This window comes from Parathalassolituus penaei, from assembly GCF_026626885.1.
In the GTDB taxonomy this organism is placed as follows: Bacteria; Pseudomonadota; Gammaproteobacteria; order Pseudomonadales; family Oceanobacteraceae; genus Oceanobacter; species Oceanobacter penaei.
Genome location: NZ_JAPNOA010000039.1, coordinates 66,277 through 87,730 on the forward strand (window position 1 = coordinate 66,277; position 21,454 = coordinate 87,730).

21 protein-coding genes are annotated in these 21,454 nt (G+C 55.5%); 16 read left to right on the forward strand and 5 right to left on the reverse strand.

Annotated elements, in window-relative coordinates:
* Positions 1-150 precede the first annotated feature (150 nt).
* The 9 genes from OUO13_RS13280 to OUO13_RS13320 all read left to right on the forward strand — a co-directional run bounded on the left by OUO13_RS13280 (position 151) and on the right by OUO13_RS13320 (position 8,302).
* Positions 151-831, forward strand: a complete 681-nt coding sequence (locus OUO13_RS13280) for a LexA family transcriptional regulator (protein ID WP_283174379.1) — start codon at positions 151-153, stop codon at positions 829-831.
* Positions 832-1,196: 365 nt separating this feature from the next.
* On the forward strand, positions 1,197-1,736 hold the full coding sequence (locus OUO13_RS13285; RefSeq protein ID WP_283174380.1) for a DinB family protein: 540 nt from the start codon (positions 1,197-1,199) through the stop codon (positions 1,734-1,736).
* Between the two features lie 169 nt (positions 1,737-1,905).
* Positions 1,906-2,298 (forward strand): RidA family protein, encoded by a 393-nt coding sequence (locus OUO13_RS13290; protein WP_283174381.1) that lies wholly within the window; start codon positions 1,906-1,908, stop codon positions 2,296-2,298.
* Between the two features lie 28 nt (positions 2,299-2,326).
* Complete coding sequence (locus tag OUO13_RS13295; RefSeq protein ID WP_283174382.1) at positions 2,327-3,511, forward strand: benzoate/H(+) symporter BenE family transporter; 1,185 nt, start codon at positions 2,327-2,329, stop codon at positions 3,509-3,511.
* Between the two features lie 228 nt (positions 3,512-3,739).
* Positions 3,740-4,921 carry an ABC transporter substrate-binding protein gene (locus tag OUO13_RS13300; RefSeq protein WP_283174383.1) on the forward strand — a complete coding sequence of 394 codons (1,182 nt, stop codon included), beginning with the start codon at positions 3,740-3,742 and terminating at the stop codon, positions 4,919-4,921.
* Between the two features lie 67 nt (positions 4,922-4,988).
* Positions 4,989-5,852, forward strand: a complete 864-nt coding sequence (locus OUO13_RS13305; protein WP_283174384.1) for a branched-chain amino acid ABC transporter permease — start codon at positions 4,989-4,991, stop codon at positions 5,850-5,852.
* A 16-nt stretch (positions 5,853-5,868) separates the two neighbouring features.
* Positions 5,869-6,831, forward strand: a complete 963-nt coding sequence (locus tag OUO13_RS13310; RefSeq protein ID WP_283174385.1) for a branched-chain amino acid ABC transporter permease — start codon at positions 5,869-5,871, stop codon at positions 6,829-6,831.
* A complete protein-coding gene (locus tag OUO13_RS13315) occupies positions 6,828-7,589 on the forward strand; it encodes an ABC transporter ATP-binding protein (protein WP_283174386.1) in 762 nt (253 codons plus the stop codon). The genes OUO13_RS13310 and OUO13_RS13315 overlap by 4 nt, the downstream gene beginning before the upstream one ends.
* Complete coding sequence (locus tag OUO13_RS13320; protein ID WP_283174387.1) at positions 7,589-8,302, forward strand: ABC transporter ATP-binding protein; 714 nt, start codon at positions 7,589-7,591, stop codon at positions 8,300-8,302. The genes OUO13_RS13315 and OUO13_RS13320 overlap by 1 nt, the downstream gene beginning before the upstream one ends.
* A gap of 47 nt (positions 8,303-8,349) precedes the next feature.
* Here OUO13_RS13320 and OUO13_RS13325 read toward each other — a convergent pair whose 3' ends face one another.
* Complete coding sequence (locus tag OUO13_RS13325) at positions 8,350-9,321, reverse strand: AraC family transcriptional regulator (RefSeq protein WP_283174388.1); 972 nt, start codon at positions 9,319-9,321, stop codon at positions 8,350-8,352.
* A 256-nt stretch (positions 9,322-9,577) separates the two neighbouring features.
* On the opposite strand from OUO13_RS13325, the gene OUO13_RS13330 reads away from it, so the two are divergent.
* The gene (locus tag OUO13_RS13330; protein WP_283174389.1) at positions 9,578-9,802 is read left to right on the forward strand and encodes a hypothetical protein; all 225 of its coding nucleotides are present in this window, start codon (positions 9,578-9,580) and stop codon (positions 9,800-9,802) included.
* Between the two features lie 36 nt (positions 9,803-9,838).
* Here OUO13_RS13330 and OUO13_RS13335 read toward each other — a convergent pair whose 3' ends face one another.
* Together OUO13_RS13335 and OUO13_RS13340 are read right to left on the reverse strand one after the other, a co-directional pair.
* A complete protein-coding gene (locus OUO13_RS13335; RefSeq protein WP_283174390.1) occupies positions 9,839-10,105 on the reverse strand; it encodes a hypothetical protein in 267 nt (88 codons plus the stop codon).
* Between the two features lie 494 nt (positions 10,106-10,599).
* The gene (locus OUO13_RS13340; protein WP_283174391.1) at positions 10,600-11,205 is read right to left on the reverse strand and encodes a nucleoside 2-deoxyribosyltransferase; all 606 of its coding nucleotides are present in this window, start codon (positions 11,203-11,205) and stop codon (positions 10,600-10,602) included.
* 152 nt (positions 11,206-11,357) lie between these two features.
* Between OUO13_RS13340 and OUO13_RS13345 the strand changes: the two genes are divergently transcribed.
* Positions 11,358-11,717, forward strand: coding sequence for a diacylglycerol kinase (locus OUO13_RS13345; protein ID WP_283174392.1), 360 nt, complete (start codon positions 11,358-11,360; stop codon positions 11,715-11,717).
* 218 nt (positions 11,718-11,935) lie between these two features.
* Here the strand turns inward: OUO13_RS13345 and OUO13_RS13350 are convergent, their stop codons facing one another.
* The gene (locus OUO13_RS13350; protein ID WP_283174393.1) at positions 11,936-12,541 is read right to left on the reverse strand and encodes a DUF3299 domain-containing protein; all 606 of its coding nucleotides are present in this window, start codon (positions 12,539-12,541) and stop codon (positions 11,936-11,938) included.
* A gap of 73 nt (positions 12,542-12,614) precedes the next feature.
* Here OUO13_RS13350 and OUO13_RS13355 point away from each other — a divergent pair, with 73 nt between their 5' ends.
* From OUO13_RS13355 to OUO13_RS13365, 3 genes are all read left to right on the forward strand, one after another.
* The gene (locus tag OUO13_RS13355) at positions 12,615-13,283 is read left to right on the forward strand and encodes an ABC transporter ATP-binding protein (protein ID WP_283174394.1); all 669 of its coding nucleotides are present in this window, start codon (positions 12,615-12,617) and stop codon (positions 13,281-13,283) included.
* A gap of 1 nt (position 13,284) precedes the next feature.
* On the forward strand, positions 13,285-14,490 hold the full coding sequence (locus tag OUO13_RS13360; RefSeq protein ID WP_283174395.1) for an ABC transporter permease: 1,206 nt from the start codon (positions 13,285-13,287) through the stop codon (positions 14,488-14,490).
* 596 nt (positions 14,491-15,086) lie between these two features.
* The gene (locus OUO13_RS13365) at positions 15,087-15,752 is read left to right on the forward strand and encodes a hypothetical protein (protein WP_283174396.1); all 666 of its coding nucleotides are present in this window, start codon (positions 15,087-15,089) and stop codon (positions 15,750-15,752) included.
* Here the strand turns inward: OUO13_RS13365 and OUO13_RS13370 are convergent.
* Entirely contained in the window at positions 15,744-17,855 is a 2,112-nt protein-coding gene (locus OUO13_RS13370) for a DNA topoisomerase III (RefSeq protein ID WP_283174397.1), read from the reverse strand. The genes OUO13_RS13365 and OUO13_RS13370 overlap by 9 nt on opposite strands.
* Positions 17,856-18,166: 311 nt before the next feature.
* Here OUO13_RS13370 and OUO13_RS13375 point away from each other — a divergent pair, with 311 nt between their 5' ends.
* Together OUO13_RS13375 and OUO13_RS13380 are read left to right on the forward strand one after the other, a co-directional pair.
* Complete coding sequence (locus OUO13_RS13375) at positions 18,167-19,636, forward strand: benzaldehyde dehydrogenase (RefSeq protein WP_283174398.1); 1,470 nt, start codon at positions 18,167-18,169, stop codon at positions 19,634-19,636.
* A gap of 31 nt (positions 19,637-19,667) precedes the next feature.
* Complete coding sequence (locus OUO13_RS13380) at positions 19,668-20,792, forward strand: NAD(P)-dependent alcohol dehydrogenase (protein WP_283174399.1); 1,125 nt, start codon at positions 19,668-19,670, stop codon at positions 20,790-20,792.
* Positions 20,793-21,454 lie beyond the last annotated feature (662 nt).

Sequence of the window (21,454 nt, forward strand, 5' to 3'; positions counted from 1 at the left end):
TAGTTAGCCGAATTACAACAGATAAAATCGGTTAAAAGTTCTCTTTTGCGGTTTTCTTGCCGGATGTTTTAGAAAACCTTGTAAAAACAACGAGTTATGGAACATTAAACTCGGCGATTAAAACGAGACAAAAGTTAAAGGTTACGAGCTATGAACTTTGAACTGTTCTCTGATCGTATTTCGCACTTGGTTGACTCGTTTAAAAATACGAGTGCATTCGCCAGAGAAGTCGGAGTTTCTGAAAGTGTTGTACGAAGATGGCGAGATGGAACCTCGGAGCCATCGCGCAAGAACCTGGAAGCAATCGCCAAAGCATCGGGTGTGAACATCGAATGGCTGGTACTGGGCACAGGCTCTATGACTGGCGCAGAAGCCCCTCAGGCCGCCCAGGATGAAGCAGAAAGCATCCACGACGAATACGCCTTTATCCCTGGCTACAACATCCAGGTGAGCGCTGGACATGGCACATTGGCGGGGTCTGAAGAGGTTTCAAGGAAGCTGGCATTTCGCCGCAAGTGGCTGAAATTCAAGGGATTGAATGAGAAAGACCTGGTGGTTGTGTTTGCTAAAGGCGATTCAATGGAGCCAACCATCAGCGACAACAACACCATCATGGTGGATACCAGCGATAAGAGCCCTCAGGATGGCCGCATGTATGTAATCCGCGTCGATGGCCACCTGGTGGTAAAGCGGACGTCGCTCGTTCCAGGACAGGGCGTGCTGCTCATCAGCGACAATAAGGATTACCCTCCGCACTTGGTGAAGTTCGATGGCAGTAATCCCGATCTGGAAGTCGTTGGGCGTGTAGTGTGGGTAGGCAAAGACTACTGATGGCGGCATCTTTTTAGACAGCGGCATTTTGTCTAGCATCATGCAGCCAAAACGAAAACGCCGGGCGAAATAGCCCGGCGCTTGTTCTTGGACAGGTTCGCTTCAATTCAGTTGAAATCGGCTTACAAGCCCCATTAATGCTGGCTTTTCCCAACCAATCCCATCCATTCCCGGTTAATCCCGGTATCTAACCTGATGTGTCTCGTTACACGTTTTTGACGTAGCCCCCCTGGAGTTATGCAAGAGGGCCATCAAACCGGCTTCGTGATTCATCGCCATCCCGATAAGCCAGAGCGGGCACCGAGTTATTCAGAGGGTCCCTAGAGGCGCTCACCTGTGATCGGCCAGCCGGAGGTTCCCGACTCATGTCCCTTGCCAGCCATGTGCGCCTGATGGCGCACTACAACCAGTGGATGAATTGTCGTCTTTATGACGCTTGTCAGTCGCTATCGCACGAGCAGCTGACAGCGGATCAGGGCGCGTTTTTTGGCTCCATTCTTGGCACTCTCAATCACCTGGTGGTGGCTGATACCGTCTGGCTGAAACGTTTCGCTATGGCGGCGGATGCCAGTCCGGTGTTGGCACCCATGCAGAATTGCCCGATGCCCACAGCTCTGAATAGTTTGTTATACCCGGACTTTGACGCGTTGCGGCAGCGACGTGAAGAGCTGGACCAGTTGCTGTTGCAACTGGCAGAGACTCTGGATGATGTGGCTTTGCAACGTGGATTGGCGTACCGGAACTTCGCCGGGCTGCCTTTCGAAAAAAGCTTCTTCAGCTTGCTGATGCATCTGTTCAATCACCAGACCCACCACCGTGGACAGGCTACCACGCTGCTGTCACAAGCCGGGGTGGATATGGGCGTGACGGATCTGGTGGCAATGACGCCGGAATGGCCAGTATAACCGTGGCGGCTATGTAGAATCCGCCCGACTCTCTTCTGTGCACTATCCGGATACTGGCGTGCAGAATCCGGATAGTGCCTGTTGCTTACCGCTGTGTAGCCTTGCGCTATTCCCGAGCAATCATCTCGGTTTTTCTCTGCTGTATAACAATAACAAGCGAGTTTTTCTGATGACTAAACCCGTAATTGTCGTGCCAAAGGGCATGGAGTTTATCCGTGATGAGATTGGCTACGCTCCGGCGGTTCTGGCCAATGGCACGCTGTATATTGCCGGTCAGATCGGCCGCGATGACAGCCGTCAGCTGGTGACCGACAAAGAGGCCCAATTTGTACAGGTGTTCGAGAATATGAAGCGGGTGCTGGCAAAAGCCGGTGGCGACTTTGACAATCTGGTCGAGATGACCAGTTATCATACTGATATGCGCGATCTGCCGTTGTTTATGCAGGTGCGAGACCGCTACATGAAAGGGGTGCTGGTGGCCTGGACCGCGATTGGCGCGGCCCAGTTGTGTGGTGCACCAGGATATTTTCTGGAGGTCAAGGCCGTGGCTCGGATTGACTGATCTGTTCACTTGCAACCGGGGGCTGCCAATGCACCGGGATTTATCATTATCCGCACTGGTAGCAGGCCTGATGGCGGTACTGGTGTCCTATTCAGGGCCAATGGCGATATTTTTTCAAGCAGCCCAGAGTGCAGATGTATCCAGTGAGATGATGGCGTCCTGGTTATGGGCCGTATCCATCGGCGCAGCCATTACCAGCATCGGTTTGAGTACCTGGCTGAAGATTCCGGTAGTAACGGCATGGTCAGCGCCCGGCACGGTTCTGCTGGTGACCCTGTTTCCGGAGTTAAGCCTGAACGAAGCCGTTGGCGCCTATATCACCGCTGCGCTGATTCTGTTGTTGATCGGTATAACCGGATTATTGGATCTGGTAGTACGCCTGATTCCTCGCAATGTTGCTGCTGCGATGATGGCAGGCATCCTGTTCAGCTTTGGTCTCAAAGCATTCCATTCATTGCAAGAAACACCACTGGTCACGGTGCTGATGGTGTTGGGCTGGGTATTGTTCAAACACCTGAGCCGGGGCTATTTTCTGGTAATGATGACGGTACTGGGATTTGTGCTGTCATTGACCTTGATGGATGCCAATCTCAATCAGATGCGGTTGGAATTGGCAACGCCGCAGTGGATCACCCCGGCCTGGAGCTGGAGTTCGACTCTGAGCCTGGCGTTACCGCTGGTAATCGTAAGCCTTACCGGCCAGTTTCTGCCAGGCTTTGCGATTCTGAAAACGGCAGGCTATCAATTTCCGAGCAGACCGATTGTGTGCGTGTTATCGCTGGTATCCGTGCCAATGGCATTTTTTGGCGGCATCACCACCGTGATTGCAGCCATTACTGCATCCATTTGCACCAGTGAAGATGCCCATCCCGATCCGGACAAACGTTATATAGCCGGCGTCGCTAATGGCTTTTTCTATCTGGTCGGAGGCATTTTCGCAGGCTCGATTGTGCTGTTCTTTCACAGCTTTCCCGCCACCATGATCGCGATCATGGCCGGACTTGCCTTGTTGGGAGCCATCAGTACCAGCCTCACAACTGCGCTGGCAGACAAACAGCATCTGGATGCTGCGCTAGTGACGTTTATGACCACCACTTCGGGCCTCACACTATGGGGTATCGGATCAGCTTTTTGGGGTGTGGTCATGGGAACGGCAGTTTATGCCCTTTCAAACTATCTGCACCAGCACAATCCCCATACCCCAAAAACATAGCTCCTCGCAGCCAATCTCAACGGCTGTCAGCAGGATTGACCTGCACTGAAAGCCAATGATGCCTTGTAAAACACAGCTCCCCCGATGTTGTCCAAGGCCGTCCCCTACCCCGAAATTCATCAGCCAAAAGCCTGCATCCAACGGATAGAGTGCTGCAGTAATTGGCTATTGGTGCAGTTCAAGACCCCTTTTAATGGAGAGACCAACGACCTCACTCAGAGCAGAATCATGAATAACAATAAAAGTATTCTCCGTCGTCTGGCCACTGTCGTGGCTATTACATCCATTGGTATCAGCAGCCTTGTACAGTCGGCTGTTCAAGAGCCTGTCAAAGTGGGCATCATGATGCCCTTCAGCGGTGTGTATGCCGCTCTTGGTGATGCAGGTCGCAACGGTCTGAAATTGGCATTGGAGGAACATGCAGCTTTTTTACATGGCCGCACCATTGAATACATCGAACTCGATACCGAAGCACGCCCGGAACGCGCACCAGAGCAAGCCTCATCGTTATTAAGCCAACAAAAAGCCGACTTTGTGATTGGCCCGGTTCACTCCGGAGTTGCCATGGGCATGCTCAAGGTGCTGAGCAACCAGAAGCCGATCATGATTATCCCCAACGCTGGTGCCAACGCGGCCACTGGCCCGCTGTGTGCGCCGAACGTCTTCCGTACCTCGTTCTCGGCCTGGCAGCCGTCCTATCCGATGGGGGATGTGGCGCTGAAATCCGGCTACAAGAAAGTGGTGACCATGAGCTGGAACTACGGTATGGGACAAGAAAGTCTGGATGCATTCCGTGAGTCCTTCACCAAGGGCGGTGGCCAGGTTGTCAAAGAGATTCTGGTGCCGTTCCCGAAAACCGAATTCCAGTCCTACATCACTGACATTGCCGCCATGAAGCCGGATGCCGTGTTTGTGTTCTTCGCTGGCGGCGGTGCCGTCAAGTTCGTCAAGGATTACGATGCCATGGGTCTGAAGGGCAAGATCCCGCTGCTGGGTTCCGGCTTCCTGACCGAAGGCACGCTGGCCGCCCAGGGCGCTGCTGCGGAAGGGATTGTTACTGGTCTGCATTATGCAGATAGCCTCGATAACCCGGCCAATATTGCGTTCCGTCAGTTGTACCAGCAGCAGTTTGGCAAGGAGGCTGATATTTATGGCGTTCAGGGTTACGACGCCGGTCTGCTGATTGCCCAGGCTCTGAATGCCACCAACGGCAACACCGCGGATCAGGGTGCTCTGATCAAGGCCATGGAAAGTGCTGTCATCGACAGCCCGCGCGGCAAGTTCCACTTCTCCCGCTCCCACAATCCGATCCAGAACATCTACCTGCGTACCGTTGAAAACGGTGTCAACAAGGTCACGGGGCTGGCTGCCGAAGCGCTCGAAGATCCGGCGCGCGGCTGCAAACTCTGATCCTTGTTCTGGTCTGCGGCTGTTAATCACAGCCGCGTTTACTTGATTTGATAGCGGACTGGATTTTATGGATCTGGCAATTTTTCTGGTGCAGTTGCTCAACGGCCTGCAATACGGCCTGCTGCTGTTTCTGATCGCCTCCGGCCTGACGCTGGTGTTCGGGGTGATGGGCATTCTCAATCTGGCGCACGGTTCCATGTACATGGTGGGCGCCTATCTGGCCTGGTACTTCTTCCAGGGAACGGAGAGTTTTCTGTTCAGCGCGGTGATCTCGGCAGTGATCGCGCTGATGCTGGGGGTACTGATCGAACGTACCCTGATCTGCCGTATGTACAAACGTAATCACCTGGATCAGGTGCTGCTGACCATCGGCATGATCTTTGTGTTCAACGCCTTGCAAAGCCTGTTGTGGGGGAACGACCCACTGGGTGTTGATGTTCCGGATGCTTTGTCTGGCTCATTGCACCTGACCGGCGTGGTGGAGTATCCGGTTTACCGGATTTTTGTGGCGTTGTTCTGTGTTGCCATTGCAGCGGCACTCTATTTCGTCATCAACCGCACCCGTCTGGGCATGTTAATCCGGGCCGGCGAATCCAACCGTGAAATGGTGGAGTGCCTGGGGGTGGATATCAGCCGCCTCTACACCATCGTGTTTGGTGCGGGGGTGATGCTGGCCACCATCGCCGGTGTTGTCGCGGCGCCGATGGCCTCGATCGTGCCGGGTATGGGGGAACATGTGCTGATCTCCTGCTTTGTGGTGGTGGTGATCGGCGGCATGGGCTCTATCAAGGGAGCGCTGGTGGGGGCATTGCTGGTGGGCGTGGTGGACACCTTTGCATCGGTAGTGGTGCCGGATGTGGCCAGCATGATTGTTTACATCCTGATGGCGGTGATCCTGTTGATCAAGCCACAGGGCCTGTTCTCGAACTGAAGGCGGGGAGCGCGATATGTTTTTGACCAACAAGACCGAAGCCTGGTTTTTCTGGGTGTTTTTCCCGCTGGCACTGCTGGCGCCGCTGTTTCTTGAACAAAATGAGTTCTATGTCAGCAAGATCACTACCGTGGTGATTCTGGCGATCTTTGTGATGTCTCTGGATTACCTGATTGGCCGTTGTGGCATGGTAACGCTGGGTCATTCGATGTTTTATGGCCTCGGTGGTTATCTGTTTGTGATGCTGGCACCGGAATACGAAACCGTTAACTTCTGGGTTTATACCTTTTATATCTGTGTGATTGCGGCAGCCATCGCCCTGATTGTGGGGGTTGTGGTACTGCGTACCAGCGGTATTTATATGATCATGATTACCCTTGCCATTGCCCAGATGTGTTTTTATTTCTTTTCCGACTCCATTCACTGGGGCGGTAATGACGGCCTGTTTATTTATATAAAACCGGAGACCAGTATATTCGGATTGAGTTTTTTCGATCTTGATAACGTTACCCACTTCTATTATTTCTGCTTGCTGTCGCTGTTTAACTGTCTGGTGTTTTTCCGCATGGTATTGCGCTCGCGTTTCGGGCGTGTGATGGATGCCATTCGTGAAAACCCGCAGCGTACCACCGCGCTGGGTTACAACATCTTTCTGTTCCGTCTTGCCAGTTATGCCATGGCATCGGCGCTGGGCGCCTACGCCGGTTATCTGTTTGCCCTGCAGTACGGCTACGTGAATCCGTCAATGCTGTCGTGGCAGCTGTCCGGCACTGCTCTGGTGATGTCGATCCTCGGCGGTATGGGCACGATTTACGGCGCCATTATGGGCACGCTGGTGTATGAAGGTCTGCATTACAGCCTCGAACATCTGACCGAACACTGGTTGTTGCTGATGGGGATTTTCATCATCGCCCTGGTCATGCTGTTCAAGTCCGGTATTGCCGGGTTCCTGGAGTCGTTGCTGGAGAAGCGTTCATGAGCCATGACATCGTTCTCGAAACCGAGGCACTGTGCAAATACTGGGGGGGGATCAAGGCCCTCGACAATATGAACCTGGCGTTCCGGGCCAACAGTCTGCATGGCATTGTTGGCCCCAATGGCGCCGGTAAAAGCACGCTGCTGAACCTCTTGTGTGGCACTTATGAACCCACTTCCGGGCGGATTCTGCACAACGGCGAAGCCATTGATTCCATCAAGCCCTACGAGTTTGCCCGTCGGGGGATTGGCCGGGGTTTTCAGAAAACCAATATCTATCCCTCCGCGACCTGTCTGGAAAACTGCTGCATTGCGGCCCAGCGTCGTATTGGCGGCAACTTCAATATCTTCCGCTGGCGTCATAACGACCAGCTGCTGAAAGAGATTGCCGACGAAGCCCTGCAGCGGGTCGGGCTGGGATCGCGGCGTGATACGGTGGCCGCCAAAATCAGTTATGGCGAACAGCGGCAGCTGGAAATCGCCATGGTACTGGCGACGGCGCCATCGGTATTGCTGCTCGATGAACCCATGGCCGGGATGGGCCATGAAGAGTCACAACTGATTATCGACCTGCTCAAGAACCTCAAATCCGACTACTGCATCGTGCTGGTCGAGCACGATATGGACGCGGTGTTTGAACTCTCCGACCAGCTCACGGTGATGGTGAACGGCCAGCATCTGGTCACGGGCACGGTGGACGAAGTTCGTGATGATGTACGGGTGAAGGAAGCCTATCTGGGCCAGGGCGACGAGGTATTCTGATGAGCACACATCTGCTGGAAGTACGTGGACTGCACACCCTTTATGGGGCCAGTCATATTCTGCATGGCGTTGATCTGTGCATCGAACCGGGGCAGGCGGTGAGCCTGATGGGCCGTAACGGCATGGGCAAAACCACCACCCTGAAATCCCTGCTGGGGGTGGTGACGCCGCGCAGTGGCGAGGTCAGTTTCAAGGGCCAGCGTCTGGATGCGCTGCCAACCTGGCAACGCATGCGTCGAGGTATTGCCTATGTGCCGGAAGGACGCGGCATGTTCCACAACCTGACGGTGCGGGAACATCTGCAAATGGCCAATCGCCCCAACGACCGTGGTGAAACCCAGTGGGATTACGACCGGGTGCTGGCCTTGTTCCCGCGTCTGGGCGAACGTCTTGATAACCTCGGCACCCAGCTTTCCGGTGGAGAGCAGCAGATGCTGGCCATTGGCCGGGCGCTGCTGACCAATCCGGATCTGCTGATTCTCGACGAAGCCACCGAAGGTTTGGCACCGCTGATTCGTAAGGAGATCTGGGACGTGATCCGGCTGATCAAGCAGAGTGGTATCTCGACCCTGATTGTCGATAAAAACATCCAGGTACTGAAAACCCTGTGTGACCAGCACGTGGTGCTGGTCAAGGGACGCGTAGCCTTCAGCGGTAACAGCCAGCAGCTGCTGGAAAATATGTCAGAAGTGGAAAGTTATCTGAGCGTATAAAGCTCAGGCTCTGCTGCAGGCAGCTGCCTGCATCAGAGCCTGGCATATCAATCACGTCCCTCGCGACGTTTGAGCGTGTCTGATGGCAATTCACCAAACACCTTGCGGTAATCGGATGAGAAACGCCCAAGATGCGTAAATGAATATTCCAGTGCCGCCTCAGTTACGTTACGAATAGACGGATTCGACGACAGATCACGATGAATGGCATTCAGCTTGCGCTGTTTGATCAGCAATTTGGGCGTAGTCGCAAAATAGCGGGTGAACAGATAATACAATTTGCGAACGCTGATGCCGGAGACCTGTGCCAGCTCCTCAACGGTCAGATCTTCCTTGATGTTGTGATCAATGTGCCTCAACACACGCTCAAGGGTTTTATCCTTGATGCTCGCTGGCTGGTCAAAGTCCAGCACATTGCTGTGAAAGGTATTCAACAGCTTGCGCAACAACAGATCCCGATAATGTCGGGACAAGCCACCCAGACACATATCACTGTCTTCCGCAGCCTCATGTAACACCGCTTCAATAAACGACAACAACGCTCGTGATTGGCTAACATCCACCACCTGACGATCGAACCTCACACCAGAACGCGGCACCGCCCCCAGATGCTCCATACAGGTCGAGCTCAATACCGGTTCCGGTACCCGGATGATCAGCTTTTCACAATCAGCGGAATAGATCAGATCCATCTTTTCACCAGGGTTCATCATCAACGCCTGACCGCCAAACAACACCACACGACTGTCGTTGAACTGCCATTGGCATTCACCACTCAGCACTACCTGCAGATGATAAACATTTTCCAAATCCGGACAGCTGACTCTCAACCGATTACCATAGGATATTCTGGAAAGTCCAATATCCGAGAATTCACAGAAAGACAGCCTGGATGTTTCCGTGGGAGTTGATAACAACGATATATTATGATTTCCCACATGCCGATTCACATAGGCAGACACTTCATCTGGCGTTGTATTGAAACAAACTCTTGCGTGGTTCAGAAACTCTGACAGCATGATATATCCGTTATTTTTATTGTTTCAAATATAGTAGCTCGAAGTATTCATTTGGTCGATTCAGACATAACAGATTCCGCATGGATTTACGTTCATTTCCGGGAGTTTGATATGTGAAAATGGGCTTTGGCCCATTCCGACGCATTTAACCCCTGCAAGGTCGCTTCCAGATCAGCGCACCTTCTGGTTTTGTGTGATAACCAGACCACAATCCGGACTCCCCCTGTGCCGGCTGCTGTATGAAAGGAACATAACCATGATGATTGCTGATCTGATTGATCTGGAAGATTTCGCTCAGTCTCTGCGCGAACTGGGTGTGGTGATTGCCGCCGATGCTGATGCGGTGCAAGTGCGCGCAGCCCTCGACTCCTGGCTCACAACGGACGAACAAAGTGCCGCCTGGCACCAGCTCAAGGCCCGCCTGCAAACCGAATTTACCGGCCGAATGTTGCCAGATGTCGAGCGTCTGCTGGCAGACTGATGACCTCTGGAGTAAACCCTGCTGTTGACTGATGGATCAGTCACTCTCGCCCCATAAAAACTCATCTATCTCCCGCATCAGGTATGGGTTTGAGCCTATATTACGGGCGACGTCACGGGCTTCTTCTGCGCTGTGGCTATGCAGGGTAAAACTGGTGACTCCGGCCGCAGCGCCGTCGTACATCAAGCGGATACGCAACAGCCAGTTACCGGTGGTATTACTGTTTTCTGGATCAGGTATCAGCTCAACAGCAGCCTGTAGCCGACCTTCCAGCAAGGTGATAAAAAACTCGGCAGCACTCATGGTTGTGGCTCCGTTCTGCCGGTTAATGGGATCAGCAAGGTGTCCATAATGATCTCACAGCAGTAAATTCAGTGTTTGCTGTTGTCGGGCTGCAAAACCCGCTCCACTTGCGACATCCAGGGGCCATGCAGGTTGGTATCGGCCTGATCAGGATATATTTGCAGCAATTCAGCCATGAGTAGTGGTTTTTGGCCGACATGCGACAAATACAACGGCCCTTCTGCATAACTCGGTGCCCGCTCTGACTTATGGGGATGGCGATGAATCACGGAGCCGATTTGATGGCATAACGGGCTAAGTCAAAAACCAGCGACACCCGGTTGCCCCCTCCCGAAAGCCACGAATGGCGTTGACTACAGCACTCGCGCATTGTTGTGCAGAGTTATTCAAAATGTCTTTAACACGCCATCAACGTTGACAAAATGCAGCTGGAATAGCTGAAGACATCACTCACCTCATGCTGGTAATACTGCTGGTTGCCGTTACCCACGCTATCAGAAAGTACCGTTATCGCGCGCAGCCGCCAATTGCTGCAACACCTGTTCGAAAAGATCAAGACGATGCAGATCCGGCCCGGACACAATCGTTTCATCCACGCCAGCACACAGAAACAAACCACCACTGAGCAGAATACCGCCTTCAATCATGAGGTTGTCGTGCAGGCCAAACTCCTCGATCGCCAGGCCGTCACGGTCGCGCACGGAACCGGGAGTAAACGGCTGTTGTGGGTCTCCACATTGTTCCCAGCTGCGTTGCGTGTACAGCCGTGGATCATGGCTGTAACCGGCAATCCGTTTGCCCAATCCGCGCGCCAGACCCAGTTCATAAACGGTTCCCACATCGGCACTGGGACCACGAAAGGGCGTCAGGTTGGCAACCACGATGTCGGCCTCACGAATCAGGGCTTCGTTGGCAGCACTGATGGCAAAGCCCAGACTTTGCGGGCTGCTGCCCTGTACTTCATTGTCGAGAGGATACAAACCGGCAAAGCCGTATTGGTGGCAGAGCGCCCGTTTGGCATCACCAATCGCTACGGCGTCGGGCAGGAATACTTCCGGACCAGCGAGGTATATGGACAGTGGTTTGGTGAGTTGATTCATGGCGCGATCCTGGCGGGTTGAAACGGCAAAAAATTCCTGCGAGTTGCCTATTATGCGCGGCCTGCGGCCATCAGCAACCTTCGTGCTGTGACTGTCATGGCTCCTGTGCTAGCGTTGCCACCGGACTTATCTTCGCCAGCACAGGCTATCTCATGGAAACCAAAACCACAGGACTGAAACGTTTTTATTACGCCTCGCGTTATTCATGGCAGGGGCTGCGCGCCGCCTACCGTAATGAACCGGCGTTCCGCTACGAAATCTGGGCAGTAGCGGCCTTGTTCCCTCTCAGTCTGATCGTTGCTGATACCCTGATGGAATGGGTGATGCTGATCTGTTCCTGCCTGTTTGTATTGGCAATGGAACTGGTGAATACCGCCATTGAAGCGGTGGTGGATCGTGGCGGTACGGAATATAACCCGATGGCTGGTCTGGCCAAGGATCTTGGTTCAGCGGTGGTGAGCGTCGCGCTGTTGATGTGTGCACTGGTGTGGATCGCGGTGCTGTTCAGCTGATAACGGTGAATATCTGGCCCCGGCCAGATGTTCGCAATACACCATTCAAGTGGGTGGCGCGACGGTCACTGCCATGACCGTCGGCCCGAATCCGGCTCACCCTGATGAACCAGACCCGCTGCAGTATAAATCCCCACTACCCGGAAAGGGCATCGATTCCCTTGCGACCACACAAGTTTCAGCCCCTAACGATTGTTCGGGGCTGCCATACTGGCCGATTACTCAAACGGTTTTAACGCCTTGACGTCCATTTCGTAGGCCGACTGCCCCAGCTCGGTGGTGGTATTGCCAGCGCTCAGGGAACCTTCCAGCCATACCGGGTCATACAGCGACTCCAGCTTCACCGGCTTGTTCAGACGCACATGAATAATCTGGTTCGGTGGCGGTGGTGGCACATGGATACAGGCACCAAAAAACGGCACCAGGAACAGCTCGGTGATCCGCTGTTTGTCGTCGTATTCCAGCGGCACCACAAAACCCGGCACCTTCACTGGCTGGTTAAGCACATCGTTGCGGGTCTGGGCAGATTGCAGAGCGGCCTGATAACGCTGCAAATGGGCCATTTCCTTGGCGCTGAGTTTGCCTTTCTGGCTTTCCATCAACGAACTGATGCTGGCGGCATCGGTACCGGAACCTTCCTCGATGGTATCGAGAATCTCCGGTCGATCTTCCAGCGAGGCCAGATCATCCGCAGGCAGCAGATCAACCCAGTCCAGCTCGCGGTAGGCACTTTTGGCTTCAGCCTGGGCCGGTAACAGCCAGCCGCTGCCAATGCCGGTTAACGCCAATAACAACAGGCCAATACGGCCACTCGATTTCATCATCTGACACCTGCAGTATTTACAGATCAATTACGTTATAGTGTAACAAAATCAGAGCACCAGCCACGAGGTAATGATGCTGGCTATCAACATTCAACAACTGCGCTTTGCCTATGGGTCTGCCGCTGTTCCGACACTGGCCATTGCCGATTGGCAGGTGCCCGCCGGCCGCCGTACGTTTTTGCATGGCCGCTCAGGCAGTGGCAAAACGACGTTGCTACGCCTGCTCAGCGGCCAGATGCTGCCACAATCCGGCACACTCGAAGTGCTGGGCCAGAACATGGCCAGTCTGTCCGCCAGTGCCCGCGACCGTTTTCGGGCCGCCAATATAGGCCTGATCGCCCAGCAGTTACATCTGCTGCCGTATTTATCGGTCGCCGACAATATTCGTCTGGCAGCGCATCTGGCTGGCAAACAGACCAGCGATACAGACCAGCAAATTCGCCAGCTGTTGCAACGCCTGGATATGCCCGACCAACTGTTTGAACAAATGGCATCACACCTGAGCCTTGGCCAGCAGCAGCGGGTTGCCATCGCCCGAGCCCTGATCAATCGCCCGGCACTGATTCTGGCGGATGAACCCACCTCGGCGCTCGACGAGGAATCTGCCACCGCCTTTATGCAGCTGTTGCTCGACAGCCTTGATGATCACACCAGCCTGGTGCTGATCAGCCACGACCGCCGTCTGGCCCGTCACTTCGATCAGGATGTGGCCATTTCCGATCTGACCCGTAAGGAGCCATAACATGTTGTGGCGTATTGCTCGCCAGAGTCTCTGGCACCGCCGAACCACCACCAGTCTGGTGATTCTGGCCCTCACGCTGGCGTTTGCGGTGTTGCTCACCGTTGAGCATATCCGTCACGAGGTACGGGCGACCTTTAATGGCACCGTATCCGGGGTCGATCTGATTGTTGGAGCCCGTACCGGCTCGACCAACCTGCTGTTGTATTCCCTGTTTGGCATCGGCAGCCCATCGCGCAATATCAGCCTCGACAGCCTGGAGACCATTCGCCAGCAAAAAGGCGTGGAATGGGTGGTGCCGCTGTCGATGGGCGACTCCCACAAGGGCTACCGGGTACTGGCGACCAACGCCGGTTTTCTTGAGCACTTCCACTATGGCCAGCAACACCCATTGGAAATAAGCAGTGGTCACTGGTTCAGTGCTGAAACTGACGTGGTGCTGGGCGCCGATGTGGCCCGCCAACTGGGTTACCAGACGGGCGACAAGGTGGTGCTGGCGCACGGTCAGGGCCATACCAGTTTCAGCCATCACGATGATCACCCGTTTATTGTCAGTGGCATTCTGAAGCCCACCGGCACTCCTGTGGATCAGACCCTGCTGATTGATCTGGAAGGCATGGAACACATGCACGAACACATGGCTGGCGCTCATCACGATGAAGTCAGTGCCGCCCTGGTGGGGCTGACGCAACGACCACTGGCGTTCAAGGTGCAGCGTTTTATCAACGAATATCCAGATGAAGCCCTGCTGGCGATTCTGCCCGGACTGGAGCTGGGCCTGCTGTGGGAAAACCTCGGCTGGATCGAAAGCAGCCTGAGGGCCATTGCCCTGCTGGTGCTGGCATCGTCGGTACTGGGGATGACTACCCTGCTGTTGCTGTCGACTCGCCAGCGTCAGACCGAACTGGCCACCTTGCGCTCACTGGGTGCCAGCCCGTTTACCCTGTTTATGCTGATTGAAATGGAAGTGTTGCTGATCAGTGGTCTGGCCTTGCTGGCAGCGATTGCTGCCAGTGCCGGAGGGCTGGCGCTGGCTGCCAACTGGTTAAGCGGCGTTACCGGGATTGGTCTGGCCCCCCTGCTGGCCAATGCGCAAATCCTGCCGTTAATGTGCATGATGTTGCTGGTGTGTCTGCTGGTTGCCGCCATACCGGCCTGGCAAGCCAGTCGTACCGGGCTGTTTACGCAATTGCACAGCGACCATATCTGACGGCATCCGGTCGCCCGGCAGATGCCACTGCGGGGGATTTCCTCCGCAGTGGCAGAGCCGGTAAGAAGAGAATGGCTGCGGATCAATCGTTGCCATTGATTCAACAATTCACCCAGCCAGACCGGAACTGCCAACATGGATATTAATAGACGATTTTATCTGCTGATTTGCACAATCACAGAGCACTTGTGAAGCAATAACAGGATCAATAAAACAAATTCTCGCACCAGTTCAATTCCTGATGGCAGATTATGCACCATAAAGAGCCATAAAACAGGCCATCACTTAACCAGTAACGACCTTGTCACCAATACCGACCAGACTCTCAATGTCTTCTTTGCCGACCTGATAAAACGGCATTTGATTTGTATCAATTAATGCCACTCTGACCAATGCCCGCCGCTACGCGGTGACATCCTTTGAATTCCATCACATTTCGGCAAAGACCAACCTGCCAATATAGCTAAAAATAACAGCATCAATTGCGAATTATTATCAAATAAATTCATAATGGTATCTCACTTGCAGTTTTAAACCGCAACTGGCATATGTGATGCAATATAAATCAGGACAATCCTACAAAGAGGCAATCAGCAATGAAGCCTATCGTCTCAACTTCTGTGTCGGAAGGTCAGTATTCTCGCGAACGTTTTGTAGAACAGATTGAACAGGCTCACCGCAGCCGCCACTGCCTGAAACTCCACGCAGGTGGTTCAACGGTATTCCTCGACTTTGTTAATGAACTCTGGATTGACCCCGACCGTATCCTGCCAGGCTTGCTGCAACCTGACCTCCATGGAGGCTTGTTAATGATTGAAGACGTGCCAGCCCAAACTATCCGCGACCAACTGGCCGTACATGGTCGACCACTGGCCGAGTTCTGGTGGGAACTGGTTTACAACTGTTTTGATGCCAACTCAGCCGCCCGTTTTAACCTGTTTTATGGCTGCCGTCGTGATGATGTGGTGCACCTGTCACGCTGGCCCAATTTCAGTCGGGTCACCGTGAATCCGGCCGCACTGCGTATGGCAGCACTTTTTACTGCGCGTCCAACCTCGGTCTTTCTGGCCAGCAAGATTCTCGAAGTCCCGATGCTGGAAGTAGAGCGTTTTTATGCCGCTTCGGTGGCATCCGGTTTTGTTGAACGGGTGAATCGCCAGGCCCAGGCAGAACCACAGGCACCACGAGTTCATCGCCAGCAAGGGCTGATCAAGTCTCTGATGAATCACCTGTCACGGGCTTACAGCGCCCGTTCAGCCTGAGGTCTTGCGACTCTGACGCCGCCGCCGTGGAGCCGCTTTGGTGGTATCCCCAGTGGCCGTTTCACCCTCGGCGACCGCCGTTTTATTCCCCGAACGTTTGAACCCACTACGTCCACCGCCACTCTTGCGTGTTGATCGGCCTTTGAATTTACCAGCGTTTTCACCACCGCCTGCACCCGACGTCGCCGATGCTCCCAATCCGGCAAAACGGCTGATATCCAACCGGCAGGCTTCTGCCACCAGCTGTTGCAGCTGTTGCTGTAACGGTTGCATAAATCCGTCGTAACCCAGCTGCCGCTCACTGATGTCGGCCAGCTGACGTTCCCAGTGGGCGGTCATGTCTGGCACGGTGGTACTGGTCGGCAGCGCGTTGATCAGTGCGGCTCCCAGGGCGGTGGCATGAATCGCCTTGCCCTGGCGCTGTAAAAACCGGCGTTTGAACAATAACTCGATGATACTGGCGCGGGTCGCTTCAGTGCCGAGGCCATCGGTATCACGCAGAATCTTGCGCAGACTGTTGTCCTGTACAAAACGACCAATCCCCGTCATCGCCGCCAGCAAGGTGGCATCGGTGAAATGCGCCGGTGGCTGGGTATGTTTTTCGTCCACCAGTGGTTCACCGCTCCATAACGTCTGCCCTGCTTGCAGCTTCGGCAAGGGCAAACGGCTGTTGTTACTGTCTTCTCCGGAGTCCTGCTCGGCCTGCCGCAAACCACCCGGCATCGCGGCTTTCCAGCCCGCTTCCAGCGGCTGACGCTGACTGGCCACAAACCGACCGCCGGCAATCAATAACTCGATACGACGGTCGCAATAACGGAACGGTGGATAAAACTGCAGCAGATACTGACGCGCCAACATGCCATACAGCTGTTTTTCGGCCAGCCCGAGGCTCGCCAGCGACGCCCGTTTTTCGGTAGGAATAATGGCGTGGTGTGCTTCTACCTTGCTGTTATTCCAGCATTTGCTGCGCAGGCTCAGATCCGCGCCCTGCAGCACACTGCTGAAGTCCGGCAGGTTATGGCCAATGGCGCTGTATACCGCCTGCCGCCGCTCAAAGTGGTCTTCTGGCAGATAACGGCAATCGGAGCGCGGGTACGTAATCAGCTGATGTTTTTCATACAGACTCTGACAGGCGTCCAGAACCTGTTGGGCGCTGAGGCCAAATGCCTTGGCAGCATCGATTTGCAGTGCCGACAGGTTATAAGGCAACGGTGCCGCTTGCTGGCCATTACGGTCGGAGGCTTCGGTTACCTGCGCCGGTTGCTGGCGAATACGGCTGGCGACGTTCTGGGCCAGTTTCGGATTTAACACCCGCCCGTCTTCATCCTGATGAGCCGCACAGGCTTCGCTCGGTTGCCATACGGCATAAAATGCCAGCGGCTGTTCAGCACTCATATGAATGGCGGCGCGCACTTCGTAAAACGGCCGGGTCACAAAGTCGCGGATTTCCTGATCCCGGCGCACCACCAGCCCCAGTACCGGGGTTTGCACCCGCCCCACCGACAACACCTGTTGCACACCGCCCTGACGACCGCGCACGGTCGAGGCACGGGTCAGATTGATGCCGTACAACCAGTCGGCCCGGCTGCGAGCCAGTGCCGAAATCGACAAGGCGGCAAAATCACGGTTGGGCCGCAGCTGTCCTAACGCTCGCTTCACGGCTTCCGGATTCAGGTCGCTGATCAGCAAACGCTGCATGGCCTGGCGTTTGGAGGCTGGCACCTTGAGATAACTGACCACCTCGTCCACCAGCAACTGGCCTTCACGGTCGGGGTCTCCGGCGTGCACCAGTTCACTGGCTTCTTTTACCAGCCCCCGTAATACCGTCAGCTGTTTGCGAGTCTGGGTTTTGGGTTGTAACAGCCATTGCTCCGGCACAATCGGCAGATGATCCAGCCGCCATTGTTTGAACAAGGGGTTGTAGGCATCCGGCTCGGCCTGCTCCAGCAAATGGCCAATACACCAGCTCACCACGTCGCCGTTTCCACAACGAACAAAGCCATCCCCCTTCTGATGGGGTTTGGGCAAAACGTCGGCGATGGCGCGTCCAAGGGACGGCTTTTCAGCAATAAACAGGCGCATAAACCGGTGCAGCTCAACCATTAACTGTTTTTTTATACAGTACAGCAAAAGCCGGGATGACTGAATCCCCTCCGTTCAGTGGTTGTTCACAATCCTGGTTTGGGTAGCGCGAATATCACCAGACACTGTCCAGAATCTGGACAACCCGGCTGAACACTGAACAGCCGTAACGTCCAGTTGCTGAACAGGTCGCAACGCCAGAAGCCGCGTCAAGCCTGCCAAACCGGCGTTTTGATGGCTGGCACAGCACTTGCGATAGTCCCGTTGAGAGGCAGATGTCTCAATCGTCACCGTACGCGGCGCCCGGCGGTGACCTCAGCGAGGATTACACAATGAACAAAAATATCCGGCTACTGGCTCCCGAAATCTGGGAACGTCGATTATTTACCGGCCATTGGCAAACCAGCGGAGCATCGGTAACCCGCATTCAGGCTCCAGCCACCGGTGCCACTCTCGGGGAACTGGCGTTGGCCGCCCCGGAACAGATCCGCAGCTCGGCCGCCGCCGCGCGCAGCCAACAGCCTGCCTGGGCAGCACAGTCCTACGATGAGCGGGCCGCGGTTCTACGCAAGGCCGCCGTACTGGCCGAACAGTTCCAGGATGAAATCGTCGACTGGCTGATTCGTGAAAGTGGTTCCACCCGCCTGAAAGCCAGCTTCGAAGTGGGCATCACCATCAAGGCTCTGCAGGAAAGTGCCGCTCTGCCTTCCCGCAGCATGGGTGAAGTATTGCCGTCTGGCGCTGGTCGCCTGAGTCTGGCCCGCCGCAAACCGTTGGGTGTGGTGGGTGTGATTTCGCCGTTCAACTTTCCTTTGTATCTGGCCATGCGTGCGGTTGCACCGGCGCTGGCACTGGGCAACGCTGTGGTGCTGAAGCCCGACCCACGGACATCGGTGTGTGGTGGTTTCAGTATCGCCCGCCTGTTCGAGCTGGCCGGTTTGCCCGCCGGGGTTCTGCACGTATTACCGGGTGATGGTGCCGCCGGTGCAGCCCTGACCGCCGATCCCGACATCGCCATGATCCAGTTCACCGGCTCCACCGGTGCCGGTCGCAAGGTGGGTGAAGCCGCTGGCCGTCACCTCAAGAAGGTATCGCTGGAACTCGGCGGCAAAAACTCCCTGATTATTCTCGACGATGCCGATCTCGAACTGGCGCTGGCCAACGCCGCATGGGGTAGCTGGTTACACCAGGGGCAAATCTGTATGTCCACTGGCCGTATTCTGGTGCAACGGTCGTTATACGAAACCTTCCTGAGCCGTCTGGCTGAAAAAGCCAAATCCCTGCCGGTGGGTGATCCCGCTACCAGCGATGTGGCACTGGGGCCGCTGATCGACAGCAAACAGCGTGACCATGTGGTGCAGGTGATTACGGCCGCTCGTGAAGCCGGTGCCCGTTTGTTGGCCGGTGGCAGCTGTGATCGCCTGTTCTGCCTGCCCACCGTGCTGGCCGATGTCACCCCGGACAACCCGGCATTCCATGAAGAAATCTTTGGCCCGGTGGCCATTGTGATTCCGTTTGATACCGACGCCGAAGCCATCGAACTGGCCAACAACACCGAATACGGGCTGTCGGCCGCCATTGTGTCGAGCAACGTTGGCCGCGCCATGGCGCTGGGAGAACAGCTGCGCACCGGCCTTCTGCATATCAACGATCAGACCGTCAACGACGAAGTGATCAACCCCTTTGGTGGTGTTGGCGCTTCCGGCAATGGCACCAGCATCGGTGGCCCGGCCAACTGGGAGGAATTTACCCAGTGGCAGTGGCTGACCATCAAGGGCGAAGCCCCGCGTTACCCGCTGTGAGCCAACCGCAACCCGAATCAGGAGAAATGTTATGAGTGCAGTTCAGTATCGCGACATTACCGCCGCCGTCACCCGCAGCAAGGGTGCACCGTTTGTGCTGGAAAAAGCCCGTATTCGTGAGCCTCACGGAGCCGAAGTGCTGGTGCGTATTGTCGCCACCGGCATGTGCCACACCGACATGATTGTCCGTGATCAATATTACCCGGTGCCGCTGCCTGCGGTGTTGGGCCACGAAGGTGCCGGTGTGGTGGAAGCGGTGGGTCCACAGGTGCAGAACCTCAAGGTGGGTGACCATGTGGTGCTCACTTACGGTTACTGCGGCCACTGTGTGTCGTGCGACAGCGGCCACGCTTCCTACTGTGCCGAGTTTTATCCACGTAACTTCAGTGGTGCCGATGCCCACGGCCATCACGCTCTGATGGACAAGGACAACCAGCCGCTGAACGACCACTTCTTCGCCCAGTCATCGTTTGCGACCTACGCCATCAGCCAGGAAAACAACGCCATCCGGGTGCCGAAAGAAGCACCACTGGAACTGCTGGGGCCACTCGGTTGTGGCATCCAGACCGGTGCCGGTGCCGTGATCAATTCGCTGAAAGCCACTCCCGGCAGCAGCTTTGTGGCCTTTGGTGCCGGAGCGGTCGGCCTGTCGGCGGTACTCGCGGCCCGCGTCGCCGGTTGCAGCACCATTGTCGCCGTGGATCTGGTGGAATCGCGTCTGGCGCTGGCGAAAGAACTGGGGGCGACTCACACCGTCAATGGTCGTGATGCCGACGTCATTGCCCAGCTCAAGGCAATCACCGGAGGTGGTGCCAACTTCGCACTGGAGTCCACCGGCAACCGCCATGTGTTGCGCAACGCCATCGATTCCCTTGGCAACCTCGGCACAGTGGGTGTGGTAGGCGCGCCACCACTGGGAACCACCGCCGAGTTCGACATCAACGACCTGCTGCTGGGTGGCAAGAAGATCCAGGGCATTGTGGAAGGTGACAGCGTACCGCAGAAGTTTATTCCGCAGCTGGTCACCCTCTACCTGCAAGGCCGCTTCCCGTTCGACAAGCTGGTGAAGCTGTACGATTTCAAGGACATCAACCAGGCCGCTGCCGACAGCGAAAAAGGTATCACCCTGAAACCTGTGATTCGCATCGGTATGTAATCCCGCCAGTTCGTCCTCGGTGTTTAACCGGCTGCGTCTGATCCCGCGGCTGGTTAACCCGCCCACCGTCAGGAACTGGCCGACGGTGGGCACCTTTTGTTTGTCCTGCGGCAATCCGCCCGAATCACCCTGATGCCGATCAGTGAATCGGCATCAGGGCAGTCCTGCGTTTTATTCCTTCTCGCTGCGATAACCTCATCCCCAGATAGCCGAAATAGATAGCCGAAGTTGCCCAGCTCAGCTGGCTGCTCAATGCCCATCTGGGCGAGCCGGTGTTCACCGCAACGGCCGACCCGGCCGGGGCATGGATGCCCCGCAAGGCCCGTTGGCACAGGGATGTGCCATCGGGCCGGGGTCGAACTGCCGTTGTCGGTGAAAACCGGAGACACGAGCCCAGTCGGGCAAAAGCAGGGGGAGGCCCGCCCGGCCGGGGGACAAGGTCCCCCAAGAGGGCATACAGCGGTGCCAATTAACAAGCCGCGTAGATAGTACAGCCAGTGACTTGGGGCACATTCAGCATTCGATGATCAGGCTACTGAAACAGTCTGTTTAGCCCCCTTCCAACCACCCTCTCTGGAACAGATTGACCTTGCACGGCATCAGACCCTCAACGTCATAATGACGCCCTTGCCTATTTCGGCCCGGTTTCTGACAGAGGGTAA